General features: G+C 65.6%; 28 protein-coding genes and 13 tRNA genes. 7 read left to right on the forward strand and 34 right to left on the reverse strand.

Annotated elements, in window-relative coordinates:
- Positions 1–947 precede the first annotated feature (947 nt).
- Entirely contained in the window at positions 948–1,580 is a 633-nt protein-coding gene (locus tag NVV32_RS10680; RefSeq protein WP_422390127.1) for a hypothetical protein, read from the forward strand.
- A 113-nt stretch (positions 1,581–1,693) separates the two neighbouring features.
- On the opposite strand, the gene NVV32_RS10685 is transcribed toward NVV32_RS10680, so the two are convergent.
- The 4 genes from NVV32_RS10685 to NVV32_RS10700 all read right to left on the reverse strand — a co-directional run bounded on the left by NVV32_RS10685 (position 1,694) and on the right by NVV32_RS10700 (position 4,671).
- Positions 1,694–1,924, reverse strand: coding sequence for a hypothetical protein (locus NVV32_RS10685; protein WP_422392034.1), 231 nt, complete (start codon positions 1,922–1,924; stop codon positions 1,694–1,696).
- 230 nt (positions 1,925–2,154) lie between these two features.
- A complete protein-coding gene (locus tag NVV32_RS10690) occupies positions 2,155–2,499 on the reverse strand; it encodes a hypothetical protein (RefSeq protein ID WP_422390128.1) in 345 nt (114 codons plus the stop codon).
- A 1,028-nt stretch (positions 2,500–3,527) separates the two neighbouring features.
- Positions 3,528–4,049, reverse strand: a complete 522-nt coding sequence (locus NVV32_RS10695; protein WP_422390129.1) for a DUF6036 family nucleotidyltransferase — start codon at positions 4,047–4,049, stop codon at positions 3,528–3,530.
- Positions 4,050–4,077: 28 nt separating this feature from the next.
- Positions 4,078–4,671, reverse strand: a complete 594-nt coding sequence (locus NVV32_RS10700; protein WP_422390130.1) for a helix-turn-helix transcriptional regulator — start codon at positions 4,669–4,671, stop codon at positions 4,078–4,080.
- Positions 4,672–4,740: 69 nt separating this feature from the next.
- Between NVV32_RS10700 and NVV32_RS10705 the strand changes: the two genes are divergently transcribed.
- Positions 4,741–5,172 (forward strand): hypothetical protein, encoded by a 432-nt coding sequence (locus NVV32_RS10705; RefSeq protein ID WP_422390131.1) that lies wholly within the window; start codon positions 4,741–4,743, stop codon positions 5,170–5,172.
- Here NVV32_RS10705 and NVV32_RS10710 read toward each other — a convergent pair.
- Positions 5,153–5,848 (reverse strand): DUF6308 family protein, encoded by a 696-nt coding sequence (locus NVV32_RS10710; RefSeq protein WP_422390132.1) that lies wholly within the window; start codon positions 5,846–5,848, stop codon positions 5,153–5,155. The genes NVV32_RS10705 and NVV32_RS10710 overlap by 20 nt on opposite strands.
- Positions 5,849–5,994: 146 nt before the next feature.
- Here NVV32_RS10710 and NVV32_RS10715 point away from each other — a divergent pair, with 146 nt between their 5' ends.
- Genes NVV32_RS10715 through NVV32_RS10725 form a run of 3 tightly spaced genes read left to right on the forward strand, consistent with a single transcriptional unit; the run spans position 5,995 to position 9,329 of the window.
- The gene (locus NVV32_RS10715) at positions 5,995–6,666 is read left to right on the forward strand and encodes a hypothetical protein (protein ID WP_422390133.1); all 672 of its coding nucleotides are present in this window, start codon (positions 5,995–5,997) and stop codon (positions 6,664–6,666) included.
- A 51-nt stretch (positions 6,667–6,717) separates the two neighbouring features.
- Positions 6,718–7,881, forward strand: a complete 1,164-nt coding sequence (locus NVV32_RS10720) for a DUF7007 domain-containing protein (RefSeq protein ID WP_422390134.1) — start codon at positions 6,718–6,720, stop codon at positions 7,879–7,881.
- A gap of 23 nt (positions 7,882–7,904) precedes the next feature.
- A complete protein-coding gene (locus tag NVV32_RS10725; protein ID WP_422390135.1) occupies positions 7,905–9,329 on the forward strand; it encodes a hypothetical protein in 1,425 nt (474 codons plus the stop codon).
- Between the two features lie 427 nt (positions 9,330–9,756).
- Here NVV32_RS10725 and NVV32_RS10730 read toward each other — a convergent pair whose 3' ends face one another.
- The 16 genes from NVV32_RS10730 to NVV32_RS10805 form a co-directional block, all read right to left on the reverse strand.
- The gene (locus NVV32_RS10730; protein ID WP_422390136.1) at positions 9,757–10,434 is read right to left on the reverse strand and encodes a hypothetical protein; all 678 of its coding nucleotides are present in this window, start codon (positions 10,432–10,434) and stop codon (positions 9,757–9,759) included.
- 241 nt (positions 10,435–10,675) lie between these two features.
- Positions 10,676–11,770, reverse strand: coding sequence for an HNH endonuclease (locus NVV32_RS10735; protein ID WP_422390137.1), 1,095 nt, complete (start codon positions 11,768–11,770; stop codon positions 10,676–10,678).
- Positions 11,771–11,830: 60 nt separating this feature from the next.
- Positions 11,831–12,433 (reverse strand): hypothetical protein, encoded by a 603-nt coding sequence (locus NVV32_RS10740; RefSeq protein ID WP_422390138.1) that lies wholly within the window; start codon positions 12,431–12,433, stop codon positions 11,831–11,833.
- A 140-nt stretch (positions 12,434–12,573) separates the two neighbouring features.
- Positions 12,574–12,646: transfer RNA gene (locus NVV32_RS10745), tRNA-Gly, on the reverse strand.
- 23 nt (positions 12,647–12,669) lie between these two features.
- Positions 12,670–12,915: a hypothetical protein gene (locus NVV32_RS10750; protein ID WP_422390139.1), complete on the reverse strand. Its 246-nt coding sequence runs from the start codon at positions 12,913–12,915 to the stop codon at positions 12,670–12,672.
- Between the two features lie 60 nt (positions 12,916–12,975).
- Positions 12,976–13,048 (reverse strand) — tRNA-Phe (locus NVV32_RS10755).
- Between the two features lie 27 nt (positions 13,049–13,075).
- Positions 13,076–13,149: transfer RNA gene (locus NVV32_RS10760), tRNA-Pro, on the reverse strand.
- 123 nt (positions 13,150–13,272) lie between these two features.
- Positions 13,273–13,346: transfer RNA gene (locus NVV32_RS10765), tRNA-Thr, on the reverse strand.
- A gap of 54 nt (positions 13,347–13,400) precedes the next feature.
- Positions 13,401–13,817: a hypothetical protein gene (locus NVV32_RS10770; protein WP_422390140.1), complete on the reverse strand. Its 417-nt coding sequence runs from the start codon at positions 13,815–13,817 to the stop codon at positions 13,401–13,403.
- Positions 13,817–14,227, reverse strand: a complete 411-nt coding sequence (locus tag NVV32_RS10775) for a hypothetical protein (protein WP_422390141.1) — start codon at positions 14,225–14,227, stop codon at positions 13,817–13,819. The genes NVV32_RS10770 and NVV32_RS10775 overlap by 1 nt, the downstream gene beginning before the upstream one ends.
- 60 nt (positions 14,228–14,287) lie before the next feature.
- A tRNA-Leu gene (locus NVV32_RS10780) sits at positions 14,288–14,362 on the reverse strand.
- Between the two features lies 1 nt (position 14,363).
- Positions 14,364–14,436, reverse strand: a tRNA-Arg gene (locus NVV32_RS10785).
- A 37-nt stretch (positions 14,437–14,473) separates the two neighbouring features.
- Positions 14,474–15,664 (reverse strand): RtcB family protein, encoded by a 1,191-nt coding sequence (locus tag NVV32_RS10790; protein ID WP_422390142.1) that lies wholly within the window; start codon positions 15,662–15,664, stop codon positions 14,474–14,476.
- Between the two features lie 77 nt (positions 15,665–15,741).
- Positions 15,742–15,815: transfer RNA gene (locus NVV32_RS10795), tRNA-Gln, on the reverse strand.
- Positions 15,816–15,995: 180 nt separating this feature from the next.
- Positions 15,996–16,068: transfer RNA gene (locus NVV32_RS10800), tRNA-Asn, on the reverse strand.
- A 247-nt stretch (positions 16,069–16,315) separates the two neighbouring features.
- Positions 16,316–16,387 (reverse strand) — tRNA-Lys (locus NVV32_RS10805).
- An 87-nt stretch (positions 16,388–16,474) separates the two neighbouring features.
- Here NVV32_RS10805 and NVV32_RS10810 point away from each other — a divergent pair.
- On the forward strand, positions 16,475–16,846 hold the full coding sequence (locus tag NVV32_RS10810) for a hypothetical protein (protein WP_422390143.1): 372 nt from the start codon (positions 16,475–16,477) through the stop codon (positions 16,844–16,846).
- Here NVV32_RS10810 and NVV32_RS10815 read toward each other — a convergent pair.
- From NVV32_RS10815 to NVV32_RS10845, 7 genes are all read right to left on the reverse strand, one after another.
- Positions 16,843–17,253 (reverse strand): hypothetical protein, encoded by a 411-nt coding sequence (locus NVV32_RS10815; protein WP_422390144.1) that lies wholly within the window; start codon positions 17,251–17,253, stop codon positions 16,843–16,845. The two genes, NVV32_RS10810 and NVV32_RS10815, sit on opposite strands and share 4 nt — an antisense overlap.
- 168 nt (positions 17,254–17,421) lie before the next feature.
- Positions 17,422–17,494 (reverse strand) — tRNA-Ala (locus NVV32_RS10820).
- 25 nt (positions 17,495–17,519) lie between these two features.
- Positions 17,520–17,602, reverse strand: a tRNA-Leu gene (locus NVV32_RS10825).
- Between the two features lie 18 nt (positions 17,603–17,620).
- A tRNA-Tyr gene (locus NVV32_RS10830) sits at positions 17,621–17,703 on the reverse strand.
- Positions 17,704–17,883: 180 nt separating this feature from the next.
- A tRNA-Trp gene (locus NVV32_RS10835) sits at positions 17,884–17,956 on the reverse strand.
- A 700-nt stretch (positions 17,957–18,656) separates the two neighbouring features.
- On the reverse strand, positions 18,657–19,211 hold the full coding sequence (locus tag NVV32_RS10840; RefSeq protein WP_422390145.1) for a hypothetical protein: 555 nt from the start codon (positions 19,209–19,211) through the stop codon (positions 18,657–18,659).
- Complete coding sequence (locus NVV32_RS10845) at positions 19,208–19,951, reverse strand: hypothetical protein (protein WP_422390146.1); 744 nt, start codon at positions 19,949–19,951, stop codon at positions 19,208–19,210. Before NVV32_RS10845 ends, NVV32_RS10840 begins: the two co-directional genes overlap by 4 nt.
- A gap of 272 nt (positions 19,952–20,223) precedes the next feature.
- Here NVV32_RS10845 and NVV32_RS10850 point away from each other — a divergent pair, with 272 nt between their 5' ends.
- A complete protein-coding gene (locus tag NVV32_RS10850; protein ID WP_422390147.1) occupies positions 20,224–20,421 on the forward strand; it encodes a helix-turn-helix domain-containing protein in 198 nt (65 codons plus the stop codon).
- 2 nt (positions 20,422–20,423) lie between these two features.
- Here NVV32_RS10850 and NVV32_RS10855 read toward each other — a convergent pair whose 3' ends face one another.
- The 6 genes from NVV32_RS10855 to NVV32_RS10880 all read right to left on the reverse strand — a co-directional run bounded on the left by NVV32_RS10855 (position 20,424) and on the right by NVV32_RS10880 (position 23,628).
- Positions 20,424–20,669 (reverse strand): hypothetical protein, encoded by a 246-nt coding sequence (locus NVV32_RS10855; protein WP_422390148.1) that lies wholly within the window; start codon positions 20,667–20,669, stop codon positions 20,424–20,426.
- Positions 20,627–21,169 carry a hypothetical protein gene (locus NVV32_RS10860; protein WP_422390149.1) on the reverse strand — a complete coding sequence of 181 codons (543 nt, stop codon included), beginning with the start codon at positions 21,167–21,169 and terminating at the stop codon, positions 20,627–20,629. The genes NVV32_RS10855 and NVV32_RS10860 overlap by 43 nt, the downstream gene beginning before the upstream one ends.
- Before the next feature lie 60 nt (positions 21,170–21,229).
- On the reverse strand, positions 21,230–21,982 hold the full coding sequence (locus tag NVV32_RS10865) for a hypothetical protein (protein ID WP_422390150.1): 753 nt from the start codon (positions 21,980–21,982) through the stop codon (positions 21,230–21,232).
- A 57-nt stretch (positions 21,983–22,039) separates the two neighbouring features.
- Positions 22,040–22,297 carry a hypothetical protein gene (locus NVV32_RS10870; protein ID WP_422390151.1) on the reverse strand — a complete coding sequence of 86 codons (258 nt, stop codon included), beginning with the start codon at positions 22,295–22,297 and terminating at the stop codon, positions 22,040–22,042.
- A 53-nt stretch (positions 22,298–22,350) separates the two neighbouring features.
- Complete coding sequence (locus NVV32_RS10875; protein WP_422390152.1) at positions 22,351–22,758, reverse strand: hypothetical protein; 408 nt, start codon at positions 22,756–22,758, stop codon at positions 22,351–22,353.
- 102 nt (positions 22,759–22,860) lie between these two features.
- Entirely contained in the window at positions 22,861–23,628 is a 768-nt protein-coding gene (locus NVV32_RS10880) for an Ltp family lipoprotein (RefSeq protein WP_422390153.1), read from the reverse strand.
- Positions 23,629–23,696: the final 68 nt, after the last annotated feature.

The raw sequence follows: 23,696 nt of genomic DNA on the forward strand, positions 1-23,696 counted from the left end.
ATCCGTAACGGTCAGCGTCCGCGAAGACACTTGCTGAGGGTCCGGGCTGTAAACGTAGGCGTAGCCCCCGCGGTATTTGTGCTGCCACGTCTCCGGTGCGAGGAAGTTGGCGGTGTCGTCTTTTAGCATGCTGCCAGAGAACTCCTCACGGTACTCAGGCAGCACGATTGAAGCGTGCTCCGTCATCCATTTCTCGGGAGTCTGGCCGCCTCCGTTCACGCCGGAATCGATGCCCTCCTCCGCCATGAGCTTTACGATGAACTGCTGGGCTGACGCAATGTCCTCAGGGGTGAACGCAACGTAGAGCTCCTGTTCGACGAGAACAGGGTCGACCTCAAGAGCAGGGTCATCATCAGCGACAGTGGTCTGGAGGTATTAACCCTTATCCCTGGTGATGACCTCGCCGGCGGGCAGAGAGTTCACCGGGGCGGCCGTGGTCGTCTCTGGGCTTGCTGTCGAACTCGGCGCTTCGGAGGCGACCGCGGAGTTGCTGGGCGGGGACGATTCGGCCGCAGCTGCGGTATCAGGAGTGTTGCCTGCTGCGCAGCCGGTCATTTAGAGTCCCGCGAGGACGGCGGTTGTGAGCAGCGTCCGGCGCAGGCCGGATCGGGCGGTGACGTTCTGGTTCACGGGCGTCCTTATAAAAGGGGCAGGGCGGCACACTTCGCGCGTTGATTCGGGCAGGGATTATGTGTATGGTGATGCTGCTTCCGCTCCTCACCCTAATTTCGCGCCCCCTTACTTCCCGTGGTCCGTTTCAGCGTGCCCCTCCGGCTAGGATCGTGAAATTGCCGGCGCCAAGAGGTTCCGGATGTCACGACCTCGGGGGACTCATGAATCGGCCGCACTCAGCTCTGCTCCTTTCTGCTCTGCTGATGACTGGTTGCAGTGCCGGGGGCACTGCCCCGGCGAGCCAAGCGGATCCGAGCCAGCCGGAAGCGACTCCAGTGGTTGAGGTCGATTCGACAGAGGAGACCTGCGCCGCCCTCTTCAATCAGGACGGATCAGGCCTGTACAACAACGTGACAGGGTGGCTCGTAGATGTTGAGAGCCTAGATCAGACGACCGCGGCGGAAGCAGAGAGACTGTCGAACCGGCTTCAGTACGTCGAGGAGCGAGCGGATACTGGCTTCGCATCTTCGATCGCAGGCTTGCGCGGGCCCCTGAAGAGATTCGTTGAGGCTTGGAATACGAGAGGAAGTTTCAAGCAAGGCTCGGACTACCAGCAGCACGCCCCGCAGGTGATCGAGCGCTGCTCAACGTACCTGCCCAATCCGACCGTGCAGGCCCTGCAGCAGTTGAACAAGCCGAGCATTACGGGGGATTTCACAGCTGACCTTGCCGCAACCGGCTTTGTCACCGAGGACCCTGAGTTCTTTAGGGAGGCTATGGTGGACTCGATCTGTGTGCCCAAGGAGACCTTGCCGCAATACCAACTCGAGAGCAATGTGGGAATGTCCACCAATGCCCCCTATTCGGTGGAGGCGCTACGGCTCGTCGTCGCGTACGACTGCCCGGAGCGGAGCGCAGCCTTCGAGGAGGCTCTGGCGGCCGTTGAACTGGAGAAGGCGGGCGGCTAGTGACCGGCCTCGGCCACGGTCCTGGCTTCAGGCTTCGACTCCTCGGCGTACTCGGCTGAGACTTCGGGGATGAGGCCTTTACTGCGTCACACTCGTCGAACTGCACCAAGACGTTAACGCGCCGGTTGGCCTTCATGTCCTCGGGCGGTGCTGTCGATGACGAGCCGGTTGCCGGCGTAGTCTCGGGCTGAGATGAGCTTGCCGTCGTTGCCGCCCTTCTCAGTCATCTGGCGTACCACGTTCACGGCGCGGTCGGCGGACAGCTCCCAGTCCCGGAGTTGCTGGGTACCGACCTGCTTGGCGGTGCGGCCGTCGACGTCGACCGGGCGGCCGCTGCGTCGAATAGGTGATGCAACGGCGTCGAGCTACCTTGCGACGTAGAAGTGCAGGTCGTCACATCGATCCTCGTCGCGACTTAGGCATTTAGAGCCTAGTAAGCGGTAATCGAGGCCGCGCCAGCCGCTGACTTTTGAATGGAGCTAGACACCCACGCGCTTCCTCTTATATCGACCGCTGCGGTCGAAGACCCGGTAGCTCGTCCACCTCCTGTGACGAGGAGGCCTGCTCCTCGGAGCTACGGTGCGATGACCTCGACGGTCGCCCAGCGGCGTGATTCGTAGTACTTGGTGGTGGCCATCGGTGCTTCATCCGGGGTGTTGGTCACCACGGCGTACGTGCCGGGCTCGAGGTCACCAGCGAGGGTAATCGTGTGCGAGTAGTTGCCCACCTCGTCGGCGTACACGGCCTCACACTCGATCACGAAGACGTCGGTCTGGGCGACCCCGAGGCCGATGTTGATCCGCTGCCCGGGTTCGTATCCGCTACCCGTGATCGTGATGGATGAGCCGGGCTTCGTGATCGTGCTCGCGACGCCCCACTCCGCGTCAGGGATTACGATGTTCGCGACCGGTCCAGTCACTCCCGACTCGGCAGTTGGCGTCGCTGCCGCAAGCTCTGGCTGCGATGTCGGCTCCAGCGTCGGATCGATCACAGTTGGCTCAGGAACGGCGGTCGGTGCAGGCTCCGGGGTCGCGGAGGGGCCCGCGAACGCCGGAGGCGCAGTTGCAGTCGTACTGGGAGTCGGATCCGGAGTTGGGGTGACCGACTCGACTGCCGGACCAGGCTGGGCTTCTGGTATACCGGCAGGCAGCGCGCACCCTGCGAGGAGCGCAGCTGTCGCAGCGAGAGTGGCCAAAGTGAGCGTCTTGTTCACGGGGGACGTCCTGTAGGAGAAGGCGAGTGCAACGAGGGGTTCGGTGGCAGAAGTCACTTCCAGCTACATCTCCTATTGGCGACGCTACAGGCAAACACGGGCCCCCGATGGCGGTGTGCGAAGCTGCCGTCCGCCACTTCCAAAGCCAACTTGCGACCAATGCGGTGCGTGTCGCTGACCGCTATATAACCACCTCACCGGAGACCTGAGGCATGGCTCTCATGGGGATCGCAGAGCGTTGGCCGCCTTCCACAGATTTGCTCGAGCTGCCGTTGGCAGAGGTGGTGGTCCTCAGTAGGATCAAGGGTCACCTAGTCTTTCACTTGTGGATCGAGCGCAGGGTTGCCGAGCACGAGGTCCTAGTTCATTGAACTCTCTAACTCACCCTATGCGGGCGAGCACGCCACGGGTGCTGACTGACGGCTTTAAGGAGCCGACGTGCCCTTCGCCAATACAGCGGGGACCGCCTCGACGCTCTGCATACTCACCTAGGGCCCCCCTGAACGCCTGACCGCTCTGACCCGCGCCGGAACTCCCGTCACCGAGGCAGCGAAGTTTGCCAAGGAGGACGACCTCTCGGCCCCCGGTGCGCCCTTGCCCGAGGCCGTCAGGCCCACCGTGAACGACAGCTGAAGCTCGGCTTCACGCGACGCACTGAGGTCGAACCCTTGTCCTTCACGGAGACCGACTACGCCAGCTGATCGAGGCTCTGAGGGGTGGTTGGGCGCCAACTGCTACTGCTGCCCCTCACGACGCGCTCGGGCTGCTCGGACGACCTCCTCGGCCACGATGAGGTAGTCCGCTCGATCGCCATTCAGGGGTATCGACTCCTCGCCGTACTTCTCGTAGGCGATCTCCAGCAGTCTCTCCGGTTCGTCGATGTTGAGCGCCAGCGCCAGAGGCACCAGATCCTCTACATCTTTCTCGCGCTGGGCCGCAAGCTTCATCGCCGCCATGGATTCCAGGTCCGCGAGTCGGATCGCGGACGACATCCCAGGCGGGGCCATCCACTGTGCGTCGTTCGGGAGGAAGGCGGCGGCCCTTGAGTTCAGCCACTGCTTGGGCAGGCCATAGTCGAGTGCCATTTCGTCGACGACGGCGTCGACTACCTCCGCACTCTGGTACCGAGCATCGATGTCCTCGGTAGCTCTGTCCAGGAGATTGTGCAGCAGCAGTGCGGCGCCGCCGACGATCTGAATGTCCATCTGGACACCGCGGTCGTTCAGCCGGGCCTCAAGCTCTTCGAGGAGCAGCACGACGTCCTCCCGCCGAAAGCCCCTGTCGCTAAATCGTGGTGAGATCGCGCTCACGGATCCAGACGTTGAGTTCGGCGAGCTCCGCTGGAGTATCCCTTCGGATCAGAGCCTTCATGCTGTCACCGACCGGCCGCACCCCTTCGGCCGGGAAGAACGGCTCTGCCGATGGCGTGGCTTGAAGGGCCCAACTGGGCGGAGCCGTTGATGTCCTCTTCGAGATCCACCTGCTGATACCCGCCAAAGCCGTCAGATAGCCAGGGTCGTCGATTGCCGGCGCCTGCTCCATTTCCGCGTGGCCTGCATCGATGGACGAGGAGGCGTACTCACCGAGGAGCCGGATCGCGAACGGATAGTCGCGGGCGGCGAGGGTGGCGGCGAACTTCTCGCCGATGTCCGACTTTCGCCGATCCTCGGTCCGGGTACCCAGGTCGATGTCGAGATGGTTTACGGCTCTCAGCGCCAGCCCGAGGGATGCGCTCTCCTTGCCGCCCTCCAGGTCCCCGACGAATTTCCGCGACACCTTGAGTTCGCGCGCGAGGTCCTGCTGGGAAAGCCCCCGGCCCTTCCGGGCCTTGCGAATGCGTTCGCCCAGGTTCGCGGAAGTCAGCTGGGAAGTAGCCATGCTTCGATTATGCCACCGATCGGTTACATTCGGGCATGGATATGTGTGCCTCCGCACACATGGGGTTCCATGAGCACCGACACCCTCGCCGACATCCACATGAACCGCCAGACCGATGCCATCTCGGCCGCAATCGAGCAGGTGGGCATCCTCGTGTCCGCCCTCGAGCACTGGCAGGACGTGTACCGCGCCTCGCTGAAAACGGCCGGACAGCCCGGAGGCTACGAGCAGTTCCGTGCCGTGTCCGCCATCCGCGCCGCCGTCGAACGTGCCGCGGGCCGCGCCATGGACGCCGCCTACATGCCGCACGAGGCGTTCGACATCCAGCCCTCCGAATCGATGACCGTGCACCACCCCGTCCTCAAGGACGCCCTCGCCTTGGTCAGCGGCGACTACCAGGCCGCACTGCCCGAGGTGAAGAACGGCGGCCTCTTCCAGGCGATGGGCCTGGACGCGACCCGCACCGCCCTTCAGTACGAGATCAGGGAAGCAGGACTGTAGACGCCGCGGCGGAGATGGCGTTGCGGCGCTTGATGGCCGCCTTGCCCTCGGCCCAGAGGACGATGTCCATGATGCGCAGGATCGACGGCTTGTAGTCGAGCTCGAGGATGCCGGAGTCCTGACGGATCTTCTCGAGGCGCTGCGGCAGACCGGAGCCGTCGTTCAGGGCTCGATGCCAGTCGTGCCAGTAGTGCCCGTAGCCGATCAGATCCTCGATGACCGAGTCGACGATGGGGATGAGGTTCGGGCGCTTCCGCGCCATGATCTTGCTCCCCTTCGTCCGGCCCACTTTCCATTTCTCGCCGTTCCGACGGGTGATGACGTCCCACAGCTCCTGCGCGGGGCTCTGCAAGCCCAGGTGCTTCTCGTAGCCGGCCTCGTCGAGCTCCCACATGTTGATGTCGGTCGGGATGAGCGACAGGAGACGATCGACGTTCGCCTTCTCGCGATCCATGAGGCCGATCGCCGCGGCTCGCGGCACCTCGACGGCCAGGAACGACACCGCGACGCAGTCGTCCCCGGTGATCTCGTTCGCGATGTCTGGCCGGTCCCCGCCGCCCTTCCACTGATCGAAGCTCGCGCCGGTCCTGGGCATCCCCCGGTCGATGTCCTGCCGGTAGTACTCGCGGACGTGCTCCGTTGCCGTCTCGACGTCGTTCAGGATCTCGTGCAGCATGACTCCCCCATCGTTCACCGGCGCCCGGTGCGCCATCCGCCACCATAGCGGGCCGCCCGAATTGCGCCACAGCCTGTGGCGCGATTGATCAGCCGTCTGCGCATGTTCCTCCTCGGGGCCGCCGCCCCCGCTGATTCGAAGGACACATGCCGCTCCGTCTGCCCCACCCCGCACCGTCGCTCGATTCCGTCGACGGGCTCTTCGCGCTGCAGCCGCTCGTGCACCGGAACCGCGAGCAACGGGCGTTGGCGTCCGTTCCGTCGGCCCCCTACCGGGTCGAGTTCGAGGTTATCTACCTGGCGCCGGCGGGACGGCGATTCCCCGCCGGCACCGTAGCCGTGAGTGTGCCGGCAGACGAACTGGTTCCGACGGTTGAGTCTGCGGCGCTGATTACCGAGGTCTGGGGCTCGAAAGCCCGCCGGTCGCTCGACACGACCCTGCTGAGCTGGCTCTTCTGCCACGGCGCCGAGGCGGCCACCGCCGACGGGCACGAGAGGTGGTCGGAGGACTGGATGTGGGAGCTGGAGAGCGAGCTCGCAGCCCTCCGGTCGGTCGCCTGGGCGGTGAAGGACAAGCCCCGCTCCGCACACATCAGGACCATGGAACCCCGGTCTCTCACCCTCGCCCCCAGCCCTGCCTTCCCGACTCATCCCGTCGTCGCTGAAGCCCTCTCCGAGGAAGCCCGAGCGCTGCGCCGGGCGGACGTGACCTGGCGGGCGATCGCGCAGAAGTTCGGCATCACCCGGCTCGAGGCGCTGCGTCTGGCCCACGACCTCGACGGCGTGCTCGACGGCATGGGTGCCGCCCGCGCGGCCTGAGCGACCGGCCGCACACAGAGGGGTAGACCACCCCGATCGAAGGAACCCCTCATGATGACCAACCGCAGCCGTGTAGCCCCCGGCATCCCGACCGGCGGCCAGTTCGCCCACGAGACACGCTCCGAGTCGGGCATCAGCCTGAGCTCACCGGCCCCGACGAAGAACTGGGGCGAGACCACCGTCTCCGAGGGCTCCCGGACGCCGTGGGGTCCTGCGGACCAGGTTGAGCACGTGGCTGACGGCATCGCCTTCGTCCACACCAGCAGCCACGGCGGCGTGAAGCTGTCCGCAGAGCGCAACCGCGAGATCCCCGCCGCCCTCCGCCAGCGCTCGGGTTGGTACGAAGAGGACGCAGAGCAATCCGTCGTCGGCATGTACTTCCCGGAGGAGATGCGGCCCCAGGTCTCCCGCGGGTTCGGCGCCGACCGCGGAGTCGACGAGTGGCGGGAACTCAGCACGGTCAGCGTCAGGGACAACTTCCCGGACGCCTACGAGAAGGCCACCGGCCTCGAGGTCCAGCCCGGCGAATCAACCGTCCGCGACGCGGCACTCTGGCGGAAGGCCCACGAGGACGACTGGGTGCTGCGCAGCGCCATGGGCAAGGGCGACGAGGTCGAGGTGACGGCTCACCGCCGCGGCGAGACGAAGAACTTCATGATCACCAGGGCCGAGTACGAGGCCCGCCTGTCAGCGTCCGACAAGGGGCCCTACGGCATCTTCGCCCTCGACCTGGCCAACGCCCGCGAGCTGCCCAAGGAGCCCGAGGCGCCGAAGACGCCGGCGACCCAGTACAAGGGCGTCGACACGTCCGGCCTCACCGAGCTGCAGCGTGCGCGCACCACCGAGGAGCTGGCCAAGCGCTGGAGGGACGAGGACAACCGCGTCCGCACGATGGCCCAGATCATCGCTGAGGACGGCATCACCGAGAAGAAGGTCTACGTCACGAACGGCAAGCGGGAGTACTTCCTGACCCGCCGCGACAACGTCGAGGACCGCGCAAGCTCCGCCTTCCCGGTGAGCAAGGCCCTCTGGGAAGCCGTGGAGGCTCCCGACACCCGCACCCCTGTCCAGCTCGCCAGCGAGAAGACCTCCGTCGCGTACCACCGCTTCGAGCACGCGTACGGGTCCGAGCGCCGCGCGGCCCAGACGGCGTACAACGCAGCCCGTACCGAGGAGAACCAGCTCCGCGACGCCGAGAAGTCCGTACAGGCCTGACGAACACCACCAGAAGGATCACCATGAAGACCAACCCAGCCCGCGTCGCCCCCGGCATCCCGACCGGCGGCCAGTTCGCCCACCAGCAGCGCTCAGAGGCCGGTGTGGCCCTCGCAAACCGCAAGGGCGCCTCCCTGGACGCGCTGATCGAGCGCGCATCCAATCTGCGAAGCGAGGAGCATGCGCAGTCCCTGCGCGACGAGCTGGCGGCCATCCAGACCGACGGCGGCGTCGAGCTCTTCCGCCGGAACCTCGACGCCGAGCACAACCCTCACAGCCCGTGGACGTGGTCCGAGCACGCCAGCTTCGACAACGACGAGTGGGACCGACTCGCTGAGCTGTCGGTCGAGGACGCAGGCCAGTACGCGGACGACTCGGTCAAGATGTTCCGCTCCGGCCGCAGCGCTTTCCTCGAGAACATCCCCGCCGAGCGACTCCGTCTGCTGGCGGAGCTGCATGTTCCGAAGTCGGATCAGTGGAGCCCGGTCGAGCGTCTCGCCTACCTCTCGGCTGACCTCGATGCCCTGCGCGAGCTGGCGAACATCCCTGCGAAGAGCACCGGGAGGTACCGCGCCGCCGTCGCCCTCGTCCGCCCGGCGCTGGCTGAGCGGTACGACCAGTCCGTCAAAGAGCAGGTCTTCTCGAAGGCATTCATCGAGAGCGGGCGGCCCATCGGAGTGCTGGCCGACCTGAAGAAGCACCTGCGGAATGCGACCGACGAGGAGATCATCGACTTCGCCGCCCGCAGCATCCGGCCAGCCCAGATCGACCTCTACGGACAGCAGGCGTGCTCGAACCACAGCCGCAGGGACCTCGAAGCCAGCGGCCTCGACCCCGCCTCCGTGAAGCAGCTGACGATGGCGAAGCAGGACGCCTCCATTCAGGAGATGAAGGCGCTGTCCGGCAGCGGCATCACGACGTTCAAGCACTACCAGAACGTGCGCCACGCGATGCAGTCCAGCGACGCCGGCGCCTATGCGGCCGCCGCACGGCACGCTGCCCCGCCCACCCTGCACGCCTACCGGGTGGTGAACGGCGCGAAGCTGTCGGCGCGCGAGGCCGAGATGGTCGGCGCCCTGGTCAAGCACGGCCACGACGATCCTGCCTCCATCGCCGGGTTCTCCCGCGCGGAGCCTCTGGCGGACCGCGGCGTGCGTGTCTCCATCATCCAGCGGGCCCACGATGCCGTGCAGGCGAAGGTCCCCATGAAGGAAGCCGTCGCCTTCAGCCGCGCCGGGGTTCCCTCCGAAGCGATCGCCCGCTGCGCGGGCCTGGACCCATGGGTGGCAGGCGAGATGTACCGGCGCGAGTACGAGCGGGAGCAGCAGGACGCCTTCAAGCGCGGCTGGGTCACCAAGCCGGCGAAGTGGCCGCACACCGCGGAGTCCGTCCGAGGAGAGTCGATTCGACCTGTGGGTCGCACACCACAGGTAGCGCCGCCCCGGTAGGTCCCAGACAACTGAACCAAAGGGCCCCGGTGGAATCGTCCCACCGGGGCCCTATGGGCGATCGAGCTAACTCATTCCCGCTCAGGTGAATGGTCGGACACCAGGCGATGTCGTCAGGTCAAATCGGAATCGACACCCCGACTCCACCGCTGCCTCCACCCACTGGCAGTGCCAGCAGCAAGGAAACGATATTTGCCACGAGTACCGCCACGACGAGCCATCGAAGACCGGAATATCTCCTATCTCGAAGGCGCGGCCCCCAAGCCCATACTGCGGCTATCGCGGAAATGAATATTCCGGCGATCGGCAGAAGAAAGATTGCGACGACGGAGAGCAGAATTGCGATTGATATGACCAGCGGGCCCAGCCTGGATGTCGACGGAGCGGCTTGCCGAGGAGACAACATTTGCGTCATGGCGTCCGCTTTCTAGTAGAGACTGCAGGCAAAGTCCTGATAGGCCCTTGCATCGAAGTAGCCTCGCAGTCGCAGGCAAATGTCAGAGGTCTGCACGACCCAACCATTGGATCCGTACACGAAGCGATGCTGCACCCACATGCGAGCCTGGTTCGTGACGATACCAGTCTGCGAGTTGATGAGCCCCTGATGGCTCCAACCGACCCAGCTCGTGTCGCCGACAGAGTTGGTGCGCTTCGCACTCGTCACGGTCAGTCCATTCGAGCACCAAGTGCCGTCCACCCGCATACCGTAGAGACGGCCACCGAAGGCATTCGTCACCTCTCGGTAGGCGTAGTTGCCCCAGCACCCAACCGCCATGGTCGAGAACTCCCCGTCCGGAACGACGCCAGCCTTCTTCGAAGCTAGAGCGTCGGCGTCAAGGGGAGCGATTTCCACCTCGGTCTTGGTGTCTGCAGGCATCGAGTACGCGGTGAACAGTGCCTTATCCGTCTCCTTGAGACCGGCGAAGTATGCTCCCGGGTCCACTGACCCGAGTAGGCCCTCCGAGATCTGAATTGCTTTCTTCTTGTTGGCCGGCGTGTCCTTCACCCCGGCGATGTCGACGGACTTCACCTGTGCTTGAAGGTTCTCCGCTGGAGCTGCTTGAGCTGCATTCGGCGCCGAAGCAACACAAATCGCAACGGCCATAGCAGCAAAGAGACGCCTTGTTGAATGTTTCACAAATCCCCCGATTCGATAATCTGGGCGACTACTTTGTCTGCCCGAACCTGAGGCTATACGGTAGCTCGGGGGGAATCTATAGTTTCTTTGGCCCAAATTCCGCAGCTGAATATCGCCGCTGGTCACAGCGGGGTCCGGGCCGATTTCCTGACGAAGCCGGACAGCTCGATTGACGTTCCCGCAGCTTCAGCTTCGATGCTCACGGCGCCTAGAAGAGGGCCAGCTGACCCTCGGCGACCTCGCCCCAGTGCGCCGGCCGGTTTCTGGCAATCCAGGCGCACTCGATGCTGCAGAACTTCCGGTGCCGGGAGCCCTTGTGGTCGGGCAGTGTGAAGACGCGGTTGCAGCGCATGTTCAGGCACGTCAGATCGATCGTCGTTCCGGCGCGCGCGGCCGTCCGGCACTCGACGGAGCAGTACTTCTTCACTTCGGCGTCGCACGCCCGCACTTTCGACGTCTTGTGGCAGTGCTGGCAGGTCCAGTCGACGCGGGGCCGGCGGGGCGTGACGAGCTCGATCGCGCTTCCGAAGCGCGGCCTCGGGTGCCTGAAGCGCGCCTGCAGTGCCTCGCGAGGCAGCGGCCACCGCCCGCCCTTGCTGGCGTTGCAGGGCGAGCAAATGGGCCGTAGGTTTGCCAGGCAGTGCGCCCCACCCTTGGACACGGGCTTCACATGGTCCGTCTGGTCTGCGTCGGCGATGCCGCACATCCAGCAGCGGCCGCCCCACAGGGCGAATCGGGCGTCGCGTTGGTCCGGGGTGAAGGGCACCACCAGATGCGGGCCGACCGCCTGGTAGCGGTAGCGCCGAAGCTGGTACTGGTCCTTGTTCCCCTGGTAGTAATCGCTTGCGCACTGCTTGCACCGGTTCGAAAGCCCGTTCCGGCTGGTCTTGTCCCGGGTGAAGCAGTGTCCCGGAAGCACCCGCCTGCACCGGCCGCAGGGCGCATGGAGCTCACCGGTGATGGCAAATTCCGCTTCGAGGGCCAAGATGAGGTCGCAGCGGTCGGAACAGACGAGCGTGCCCTGGGCACGGCGTTCCTCGGGCCCGAGGCGGCCACACACCGGGCAGCGCAAGGCGGCGAACATGCACTTCCGGCTGCAGTACCTCTGGTTTGCCGCGCGGTTGGCCTTCAAACTGACGGTCCTGCCGCAGTGCTCGCAGGTGACATCGCGGCGGCCGGCGGCGGACCTGCACTCCACGGAGCAGAAGCGGGACTTCAGCTGCGCAGCAAGGGACTGGCTGCCCTTGAGGGTGAAGGACGTGCCGCAGTGCTCACACGGCTTGTAGATGAGTGTGCGCGGCATGTCGTCCCCCTGACGTCAGGGGAAAGCTACCACCGCCCGAGGACAGCCAGCGGGATTGGCCTACGAGTCGCGGACACCCCGCTCGACGGAGCCGGTGTAGATCCTCGCGATCCCGTTCATCGCGGCCAGCGCATCCTCGAGCGCTTCGGCGTGGATGCGAGTCTCTGCCAACTCGGCGAGGTCGGGGTCCGCGGACTGGGGTGTGAGCATGCTGGCTGTCTGGACCGCCTTGCCAGCCGCGATCTCCTCGGCCAGGTCGCCCAGCCGATGCAGCAGCGTGAGGGCGCTGCGCAGGTGGTCCCGGGTGCCGGCGTGGAACCCGGAGAGCATCTCGGTCATCTCAGGGTCCGCATGCGCCGCCTGCGTGCGGCCGCCGGCGGACAACCAGAGCACCGGCTCGTCGCCCTCCCCGTCCTGCCAGTAGGCCTGCAGCTTCACGGCCTTCCCGGTTGCCGTGTCGAGTGTCGAGGCGCGCACGTTGAGGTCCTGGCCGTACAAGCTCTCCTCCAGGACGACGCCGACGAAGACCCGTTGCCAACAGACGTGGATGAAGTGCTCGAGCTCGCCGTGCCATTCCTCGCCGAAGCCCTCCGATGGCTCCTTGGCCCCGAGGATGTCATCGAGCGGGATCCTGCCGAGACCGCGGATTGATGCGGTGGCCATCGTCGACAGCGAGATCAGGAGGTCCTCGCGTAGTTCGATGCTCCTGGTGAGGAGCCTCGTGGCGTGCAGAGCTTCAGCGTGCAGATGCAGCAGGTTCAGAATTTCGAGGACGTTCTGGACCTGCGTTCGTGCGCGCCCCGAGCAGACGGCGGGGATCGAACCCCCTGCCTCCTGGTTGGAAGCCAGGCGCCCTACCCTCAGGGCTTCGTCTGCAGATGCCCTCTCGGGCGGATCGCCTACTCCGCCGGCACGAGCACCGGCGAGTAGGCGGCGCGGCCGCACGTCAGGCACCGGTAGATGTTCCGGGGAGGCGACACGCAGTTCATGGCGCCGTGCTCGACGCAGTCCGGCTTGTTCCACACCGGATTCACGACGACCGTTCGGGCGCTGACGTCCCTGGTGGACCAATCCGCCCGGTCCTTCTGGGTGTCCCAGTTGAAGTCGGGCATGTCGGCGAGATCGAAGATCGGGCGCGGTTCCATCGGGTCCTGCTTCCTGCTCGGGATCCTCGCCGCCCTGGCTGGGCGGTGGTCCTCGATGCGTGCCACCTCCCGGGTTCGAACCGGGGACCTCACGATTTTCAGTCGTGCGCTCTACCAACTGAGCTAAAGCGGCGCGGTGCCCATCACAGCCGGGCACTCGTCGGGGTGACAGGAGTTGAACCTGCGACTTCCTGCTCCCAAAGCAGGCGCTCTACCAAGCTGAGCTACACCCCGTGGTCGATGACGCCGAGTTCCACGGCTCCCGCTGGTCTTACGGGCATTCCACCTCTACCGCTCCGTACGGTCGAGCCGCACCAGTCATCGTGGCTCACCGGACCGCAACCGATCCGGTGCCCGAGCCCCCTGCTGGATTCGAACCAGCGACCCCCTCACTACGACTGAGGTGCTCTAGCCAGCTGAGCTAAAGGGGCAGTGGAGGGTCCGGGCGACTGCAGTCCCCTGGACCCTCCCGCCGTCACGTGGCGTTACTCGTCCGCGCTGTCTGTAGCGGGTTTGCGGAATCCCGTGCCTGTCAGAGGTTCGACCCTCTCCTGCCGGAGCAGGTGCCCACCCGGGTGGGCCCACAGGCTCGCTGCAGCTTCATCGAAGCCCCAGCACCCTGATCTCTTCGAGGAGCTCTTCCCGCTCCTCAAGCAACGCCTTGAGGTCGGAGTCGCCCGGCGGCCCGCTGGCATCCTGCTCCTCCTGAAGTGGGTCCAGCCGCTCTCGCCATCTCCCGGGTCGTACCCTGATGGACGACCGTCATCGTCCAGGCAGAAGTAGTCCGGCACGTTGCCGGCCGCCGAGAGCTTCAAGGTCCGGCCGCAGACTCGGCAGACCGGCACCGGGTCGACGACGGTCCGCTCCTCGAGGCGCGCAAGCCGATCCGGGGTCAGTGCCATCAGGCGATCTCCTTGCGGGGTCGCTCGAAGTTCACGTCGATCACAGGGTTCTCCAGCCAAATGTCACCGCGGTCCTCGACGTCAAGCCAGTCCTCGCCGTTCGGCAGCGACAGGTAGGCCATCGTGCCGTCGGCGCGCGCCACCTCGGCGGGCGTTCCGCTGATCGTCCAGACCTGCACGCCATCGGGCACCTCCACCGGTGGCTTCCAGCCGAGCGCGACCAGCGCATCCACGATGGCCACCCACGGAGCCGGCGGATTGACCGCGACACCGTAAAGCTTCTCGTCGTACGGGCGCCCTGCGAAAGCCCCGTGTGCGGCTTGGTTGTCGGCGTAGACGTCCTTCGCCGCAGCGTAGGCATCGACGAGGGTTTCCGGCGCCTTCGGCGCTGTCCCGTTGTCCTTGGCCATGGATCTCCTTGCTCGGTGTATGGTTCCTGCTGCCCATGTGTGCGGAGGTCCGTCCATCCGTGCCCACCTCCGGATTCGAACCGGAACCTTCCGCATTTTGAGTGCGGCACCTCTAGCCAGTTGGGTCAGGCAGGCGTGGCCCCCGCGGGATTCGAACCCACAACCGCCTGATCCGTAATCAGGTGCTCTATTCGTTGAGCTAGGGAGCCCGATGGCGGTGCAGCTCGCCCTGCACCGCCGGGTGGTTCAGCCCTTCACGCAGAGGATCGTGCGCAGGTGCTGCACGACGTCGACCAGGTCGGACTGCGCCGCAATGACCTTGCTGAGGTCCTTGTAGGCGCCGGGGATCTCGTCCACGATGCCGGAGTCCTTGCGGGACTCGACACCGTGGGTCTGCTCGATGAGGTCCTCGACCGTGTACGTCGCCTTGGCCTTGGTCCGGCTCATCCTCCGGCCGGCGCCGTGAGACGCCGACTGGAACGAGGCCGGGTTGCCGAGCCCCCGCACGATGTACGAGCCCGTGCCCATCGATCCAGGGATGAGGCCCATCTCTCCGGAACCGGCCCGGATGGCACCCTTGCGGGTGACCAGCATCTGACGGCCGTCGATCTCCTCCTCGGCCACGTAGTTGTGGTGGCACGAGATCTCGTTGTCGAAGGTGATGTCTGCCGTCGGCAGCGAGGACCGGAGCGTGCCCTTGAATAGCTCCATCATGATCTTGCGTGAGCGCATCGCGAACTCCTGCGCCCAGTCGAGATCGCGACGGTAGGCAGCCATCTCGGGCGACCCCTTGAGGAACACCGCCAGGTCCCGGTCCGGCAGGTCCTGGTTCTGCGGCAGGGTCTTCGCAATCGAGATGTGCCGCTCAGCCAGCTCCTTGCCGATGTTCCGTGACCCGGAGTGCAGGGTGAGCCACACGCGGTCCTCGGAGTCGAGAGTGATCTCGAGGAAATGGTTTCCTCCGCCGAGGGAGCCTAGCTGCGAGTGGGCCCGCGATTCGAGCTTCTGCACGCCACCGTGCAGGTCCTTGAACCGGCCCCAGAAGGCATCCAGACCCGCGGTTACGCCGAGGCGCTTGAGGTTCAGTCGCTCGTCGTGGCCGCGGAAGCCGACCGGGATGGTGGCCTCCACTGCCAGTCGTAGGGGCTTGAGGTCCTCGGGCAGGTCGGCGGCCGTGAGCGAAGTGCGGACGGCGGAGACGCCGCAGCCGATGTCGACTCCGACGGCGCTCGGGGAGATGGCCGACTCCATCGCGATGACGGATCCGACGGTGGCGCCCTTGCCGAGGTGGACATCGGGCATGACGCGGAGCCCGTGAACGTACTCGAGGGCCGCGATATTGCACAGCTGCTGGAGGGCGGCCGGCTCGACTTCGTGCTCGGGTGCCCACATGAGGGTTGATGCTTTGGCGCCGCTGAGCGCTACGGGGAATTCCATGGTGCGGCCTCCTTCAAGGCTTGATCGTCGTCCCCGCGGTGTAGGGGGCGAAGTTATGCCGCGAATGCGGCGGTGTGCTGCCCAACCAGGGCTCGAACCTGGAAACTCCGGGTCCAAAGCCCGGCGGCTCTGCCAGTTCGCCCACAGGGCAAGGGGCATGTGTGCGGCGGAGGCGGTGGTCTTCCCCGCGCTCATCGCGCTACTCCACCTGGATTCGAACCAGGAATCTCCGAGTCCAGAGCTCGGCGGGATGCCAGTTACCCCATGGAGTACGGTCCGGGCTTCCACCGGGCACAACGGGACGATTGCGGCCCGATTGCTGTGCGCCTTGCTCCCCCGACAGGATTTGAACCTGTAACCCTCGCATTAACAGTGCGATGCTCTGCCAGTTGAGCTACGGGGGGAATGACGGTTGCCCGCCGCCCCAGGTTCGCCCCGGGGAAGTATGGGTCCGGCTGGAGGTGCATCCGCGACGCGGGCAACTCCGCGCCTGGGCAAGGTCGACCTGCCTGCGGCTCCAGCCGGACGATGGCCTGTTTCGGCTGCATGCACTACAGCCAGGGAAGGCTCCCTGTTCGGCATACGTCGACCCCGGTGTCCGCCGGCATTCATGTGGCTGCGTCCTGCCGCGCGCGGTGTCGTCGTACTGCGTGCCCCCACCGGGGATCGAACCCGGGTCTTCTGATTAAGAGTCAGATGCTAAACCATCTCAGCTACAGAGGCAGGTGCCGTCTTTCCGGCCGTCATGATGCTCACTCGGAGCCGATTAGGATTCGAGAGTCTCTGTGTCAGATCACCTTGGGGGAATCCGTGAATCGTCGTCCTGCTGTCTTCGCACTTGCCGCACTCGTGATGGTGCCCCTGAGCGCCTGCGGATCCTCCAACAGTGCCGACGCCTGCGAAGCGGTCGAGTCATCGGCGACATATCTGGATGCCGTCATCGACGATCCGGACTCCACTCCGGACGAGGCGAAGGGCGCTTTCTCGAGCCACGTCGACGATCTCGGTCGGGCGGCTGACATCGCCGAGGGCGAGGTGCGGCTGACAATTCAGGAGGCACACGACTACGCCGCTGAGTACGAGTCCAGCTTCAGTGAGGACAGCGGCGTGGCGTACTTCATGCAGCGGAATCGGGTTGTCGATGCCTGCGCGGAGAACCACTCGTCGATCAACCTCGACTAACGGCCGCCAAACGCCCGCATCAAGGCCATGTCGGCCCGGGTGATGCCGCGGCCTGTCTTGGGGATCACGATGAGCGGCTTGACCGCCAGAGAGTCGATCCACTCCAGGGCGCTGGGGTGGGATCCGATGTCGTCGTCGATCCAGATGAAGGGTTCGGCGGGCTGATCCCCGAGGAAGTGACGCAAAACTGCCAGCTTCCACCAGTCCCACGACGCGTCGTTCTCCAGTCCCTCGAGTACCACCCAATCGGTGCCGTTCAACCCGATCGACGGAGCGTACTCGGTGACGGCTGACCGCTCCCAGTTCGTCAGCCACACGTTGACCAGGTCCGGATGTGCGGTGAAGTCGTTGAGCTGGCTGACGAGCTCGAGCGAGATGTGGCCGGGGTAGGCGCCGGCCACCGTCATGGGCACCCAGTCCCTCAGCCATCCGGTGGCCTCCCTGGTGAGGGTGGTTGTCGCAGGCGTGGGACGCGCCGTCGATGTCGTGGAAGACGTGCATGGCCCCTCCCTTCAGGTGGGTCGGTGAATGTCGGTGGTCTGGAACATCCGGACTTACAGAGTCCGGAACATCCGTGGAGGCAACAGGGGTCGAACCTGCGACGTCCTGACTGCAAATCAGGTGCTCTACCAGCTGAGCTATGCCCCCGTGCGCCGTCTTTCCGGCTGTCATGTGCCCAACCGGGGACTCGAACCCCGGTGCCTTGCGGCGCTGAGTCCTGAACCCAGTGCGTCTGCCAAATTTCGCCAGTCGGGCGTGGCCCCGGAGGGTCCGTGGCGGATGAGGGATTCGAACCCCCGTAGACGTGCGTCAGCTGATTTACAGTCAGCCCCCTTTGGCCTCTCGGGTAATCCGCCAATGCCGGTTCCCGCCCCGCAAACAATGCGCCTGCGGAGCGGTCACCGACTGTTTTTGCGCATGACGGAATTGCAGCTGCTGAATATGGCCTTCAACAACTTCCGCACGCGCTTGAAATCACGTTCACTATGGAATTCTCAATACTCGATTGCATCGCCCGAGGGCGTGCGGGTACTGCGCAGGGATGACAGGGTTCGAACCTGCGGCCTACGGATTTGGAGTCCGTTGCTCTACCAGCTGAGCTACATCCCTAGGTCCGCGGTGCGGATCCTGGTCGGAGGTGACCGGCCCGTTTCCGGGCAAAAAGGAAGGCCACCTCTGGGCTGGACTTACCCGAAGCGGCCTTGATCCTGCTGCTATGCAGCTAGGGTCGAGTACTCCGGTGCCGTGAATGTGCCCACTGCTGGCCATAGGCCGGCTTCAGCCCTTGGCGGGCTGGCGTGAGGTTCAATCCGTTTGCGGGCAGGAGGAAGCGGCGATTCGCTGCGGCGGTAAACGTCGTGGCGCTCATGGCTTCCTCTCACACTCGGATTGCTCGTGGTCCACTCGGACCAACATGTAGAACTCTAGGGCACGCATTCCACAAAAGTAAAGCCGTGTGGGCACTTTTCCGGAAATTGCTTCCGGAGTCCCGCTAAATGCCCGGAATGACGCGGAAATTACCTATTGGCGTACAGAATCAATGCCGGTTGGAATTGTCGATCTGCCAAGCGCCGGCATCTCCGGTTCCGCATCGGGGCAGGGCCAGGGCAGGCCGTCCTCCCAGCAGACGCTCGATTCGATCAGGTCGGGGTCCGACTCGGGCCCGTTGCCGTCGCTGTTCAGCCCAATGGATGCGTGGACTGGCAGATCGAACATCGGTGAGCTCACAGCTGCTGCCTCCTCGGGTGGACGGGGCTCGTCGTGGGAGCCATGTGCGCGACGCCGGTCGCCGGAGTACCCGTGCCGGCGCTCAGAGCAGGAACCTGCTGGCGCGTGACCTGAGGATGCGCAGCTTCCCGGCTGGTGACGCCGACCGGAACTTTGTGGCTCGCAATACCCGGGCCCGGCGGCCGTCGTTCTCGTCGCCCTGCGAGGGGATGAGGCTGAGCGTCTCATCGTCCACGTTCGGGTGTTCGAGGACGGGCGTGATCAGGGACTTCGCAGGATCCCGCGAGTACCGAAGCCCCTGGCCGTGCTCGGGATCGTGAAACGCGACAGACCAGTGCAGCACATCCCCCGGCGTGTTCGGGTTGCGCACCAGCGCCTGGCGCACATCGTCGAACTCCTCCCTGGCGGCCAAGGACAGCGGTGTCGGCCCCTGCTCCTCCTGGGCGAGGATTTCCCGAGCCCGCTGCGGCGTCAGGTCCGGCCACGTAGCCTCGATCGCCAGCGCACGGAAGTGGAGGACATCGGAGTCGGCGGGCTGCCAGCGACCGAGGCCGACCCGGCCCTCCTTGCGGGCATCAGAGGCGAATCGACCTCCGGACGGAACTCCGGCGGCGATCCTGTTGCGGACGAAGCTCACCAGGTTCCCTCCACGATCGGCTCCAGCGACCGGGTGGTCGAGAAGATGACGGCCTCGGCGTCCGGCTTCTCGCCTGCGGCCTCGGCTGCGTCCTCGAGGACAGCCTTCGACATGTGTGGGCTGAGTTCGTTGTCCTCGTAGTCGAAGACGCGGGCCTCGGTGGCGCCGCGCGGCACGACCATCCGGTAGTTGTGGAGCTCATGGTCGACACCGGGGAGGCTGAACTCCATCTCGGCGTCTCCGTCGTCGTTGATACGGGGCAGCTCGAAGGTGACATTCTCGTTGCTGCGGACGGTGGACCAGGCATTCCAGGTGTCGGCTACGACGGCGGCCGTGCGGGACTTCGCGAAGCCGTCCTTCACCTCGTCCGAGGTGAGGCCGACTGTGGGGTCGCCGGCCTGGTAGTACTCGTCGCTTACACCGTGGTGGTCGTCGCCGAAGCGGGTGTCCCGCCAAATGTCGAGGCCCTGTCCGCCGTGCGAGAAGCCGAACTCACGGCCGTCCTCGGTGGTCAGCTTGGCGCGGTACACGCCGCCGTCCATCTCGATGTCGGAGATGCGGCCCGCGATCTCGGCACGCTCGAAGAGGCGCTCAGCCAGGGCGCCCTCGATCTCGAGCGCACCGCGAACCTCGGGCTCGGCGGTGACGAGTGACAGGGATGGCTCGGCGTGGACACTGGTCGCGAACTGACCGCCAGTGGGGACTCCAGCGGCGACGCGGGATACAGGAAAGGTACTCATGCCCATGTGTGTGCGGCTACTGCCAGTACGTGGCGACGACCGGCCGCAGCGACGTCCAGCAGTGCCTGTAGGCGGGCGTGAAGAGGTCCCCGAACTCGGTCAGCCGTCGCGCGTTCGATCAAACGAAGAGGACGTCGTCGTCTTCGGGAGGGTGCTCAAGCCCGACTGTGTGCGGCACCTCACCACTCGAATGTCCCGCTCCAAAGACAGGTAGTCACCACTCTATTCGGGTGGTGCCAGAGGTATCAGAGTGAGTAGTGGGGACTACTGGGATGAAAGGCAGCAGTGACATGAGCAATGTAATTGGTCCGGTCGTGACCGTGGCAGAGGTAGCAGAGCAGATGCGGGTCTCGAAGATGACGGTGTACCGCCTGGTGAACTCCGGTGCCCTCCCGAGCGTTCGGTTCGGCCGTTCGTTCCGCGTTCCGGAGTCGGCCCTGCAGGAGTACCTGGCAGCGCAGCACTCCTAGATCTACGGCTCGTCGACCGGCAGCACCATGATTTCTCGCGTCTGGTGCGGCCCGTCGAACCCGCGCACAGCTTTCAGCGCTGCATCCTCGCGTGAGGACCAGCGCTCCACCTTCGCGGGCTCGAACGGGTAGGTTCCGGCTTCGACCCTGGCGATGTCGCGCAGTGCCTTCTTGGCGGTCCGCTCCTCCTTGGCCCGCTCACGCTTCAGCTGTGCGAGTAGTGCATCGCGCGCCGACTGCAGGGCCAAGGAATCGTAGCTGCCGTCGTCCCGGCGCACGCCCTGCGTGGTGCCCGAGGAGTCGCAATTGACCGCGGCCAGCGGATGAACCTGCGTGCCGTCCGGGTGCTCGATGACGGCACGGCAGGAGCTGTAGTGTTTCGCCCGTGGGGATCGGTGCCGCCCTCCCAGCCCCGGGAGACGAGCTCGTAGCGCATCTTGATGTCGGGGTTCGCGATGACCCGGTCGATGTCCTCGATCCGGGCGACGCTCTCGCTGACTCGAAGCGACCGCTCCCTGATGACCAGCTCGGGCTTCTCCGCACTGGCTGCGACGACATGGCTGTAGGTGCTGGCCTGGCTTGCCCGGGTGGCCACGGTGCCGTCCGGCAGGGTCACGGTGAAGTGGGTGCCGCGCCGATCCCGCTTGCGCGCCGGCCCCGTAAGGGTGACGCCGGACACCTGGCGGGAGGTGGTGCTGAACTGGCCGCCGGTGGGTATTCCCCGGCTGACGCGCTGCTGGTTGCTCATGCCTATCTGTGTGCGGCCGGGCGGCGCCGGAGCGGATGTGCCCGCGCCGGCGCAGGTGGCCTACGGCTCGTCGATCGCCTGGACGGTGATCTCCCTGGTCTGGCCGGTGTAGGTGAACTCGCCGGACGCGGCCTTCTGGGCGAGGTCCGGCCGACTCGACCAGCGCAGGACGCCCGGGCCGCGGAGGGGGTACGTGCCCGCCTTGACCGCTTCGATGTCCTTGAGGTTGGCCGCGATGTACTCGTCGTTGGCCTTGCGCTTCTTCGCCAGCGACTCGAGCATGTAGGTCCTGGCATTCGACGGCTTGTGCACGTTGAACTCGCCGTCCTCCTCGTAGCCGCCCCGGCAGATGCCCTTCGAGTTGGCCCAGGTGTGCTCGAGGATCTCGCCCGTCTGCGGGTCGCGGATGGTGGCGACGTGGGAGTGGTAAGACGGCTCGCCGCGGTAGTCCTTGTCAGGATCGCCATCGGGCGAGGTGGGCGTGAAGCCGCGGCTCTTGATCTTGGCGACCGGGTTGGCCAGCGCGCGGTCGATTGCTTCGCTCTGCAGGCGGATCTCCTCGTTGCGGCGCAGCCGGTTCGCGATGACCAGCTCGGGCCGTTCCTCACTGGCGACGACGACGTGCGAGTAGGCGCGGGCACTGGTGCGCTTCGCTGTCGTGCCGTCGGGCAGCGTGACGACGTACTCGGTCCCCTTGGAGGTGACCTTCCGCTTCCGCGGCTCAAGGCTGATACCGGATTCGGCGTGTGCGGTTGCAGCGAACTGGCCGCCGGTGGGGCGCCCCTTGGACTCTCGGCTCTGTGTGGTGGTCATACCCCCATGTGTGCGGCGCCTCAAGCAGCCGGCGCCGGTACGGCGAACGGCCGAGGCCTACTGCCGCTCCCAGCCGTGCACGCGGTCGGTCGCGCCGACGAAGATGAGCAGAAGGCCGAAGAGCACCGTCCCGATGCAGAAGCCGATGTAGTTCCTGATGCCGTACGCCGTGAAGACGCTCAGGGCCCTCCTGGGATTGGCGGGCTTCCTGAGCGTGGCACGGAACCGGTTGATCCGTGGGATCAGCAGGGCGCACAGGATCCCGACGCCGACGAAAGCTGCGCCGATGGCCGCGGTGATGATCCGTTCTTCCATCCACACAGCCTGTCACCGGAAGCCGCGATCGGCGTGCAGGGCGGCGCTATCCCCTACGACGTCCGTCCGCGCAGGGCGTCCTTGCGCATCTGCTCGATGTCGCGGCGGACCGCCTTCGGGTCGCCGGAGTAGGCCGAGCTGTCTCCGACGGTCCGGACATACTCCGCGTACTCATCGGGCGAGTACACGTGCTCGTTCCGGTACAGCTCCTCTGCGCCCCTGCGGACAGCCCGGGAGGTGAAGTCCCCGGACGCCGCGACGGCGCCCTGCAACTCGACCAGCTGGTCATCCGTCAGGTCGATGGTCGGCATCATTGGATCGAGGTTCGTCAGGGCACGGAGCTGGCCGGCAGGGATGACCGGACCACCGAGCGAAACTGTCGGCTCGGTACGGCGGCGTGCAGTGAACTGCCCGCCGGACGGGACGCCCGCATCGACACGGGCTAGGGGTGAGGGGCTCATGCCCCGTTGTGTGCGGCTCCACGACGGTCGCCCGCAAACGGAAGCGGAGGGCCCTGGTGGACCCTCCGCTTCGATGGTGCATCATGCCTGCCAGCGGTGTGGCTAGAGTCCGGTCGTGCTCACTCCGTACTCGGCCTGCTCCGGGGTGAATCCCTCGAAGACCAACTGGTCGAACAGGCTGGCCCGGGAGAACGCCGAGTACTCCAGGTAGTCGGCGGCCTTCAGCGCGGCCTGCTCATTCCAGTCGACGGTCACACGCTCGACGGCCCAGGCTGCGTCCTCGGGCGAGAACTCCTCGAAGATCAGCTGGTCGGTCAGACCGGACTGGGAGAAGGCGGAGTAGTCCAGGTAGTCGGCGGCCTTGCGCAGCGCGTTGGACTGGCTCGGCGTTCCGTTCTTGGCGACCTCCGCAGCCTTGGCGGCGGCCTCTTCCTCGGCCTTCTTCTTCTCCGCTTCTGCGGCGGCGGCCTCTTCGGCTGCCTTCGCGTCAGCCTCCTCCTGCGCCTTCTTCTCCGCTTCTGCGGCGTCCGCGGAAGCCTGGGCCTCAGCCTCTGCTGCCTCCTGCGCATCAGCGCTGGCCTGCGCTTCGGCGGACGCGCTGGCCTCGGCGGCCGACATGGTCTCCTCCGCCGCCGGCGTCGTCTCAACAGCGGCCTGAGTGGTCTCGGTGGATGCGGCCGCGACAGTCTCGTCCTCGCCGCCACCGCCGATAGCTCCGATGAAGATGAACAGTGCCAAGACCCCCGCAGGGACGATCACACGCTTCTTCTTGAACCACGGCCGGGACGGCTTCGCTTCAGGTGCTTGGTTCGGAAATGGCTGGTACTGGGTCACGATGGACTCCCCCTGGTGGAAAACGGAATGGCTCACCGAAGGACTGGTGCGTACAAAACCGCCCCGCATTCCAGACAGGAATACCGGCTCCCCCAAGTGATCAG

Origin of the sequence: Arthrobacter sp. N1 (genome assembly GCF_048288285.1) — a bacterium.
Classification (GTDB): domain Bacteria; phylum Actinomycetota; class Actinomycetes; order Actinomycetales; family Micrococcaceae; genus Arthrobacter_D.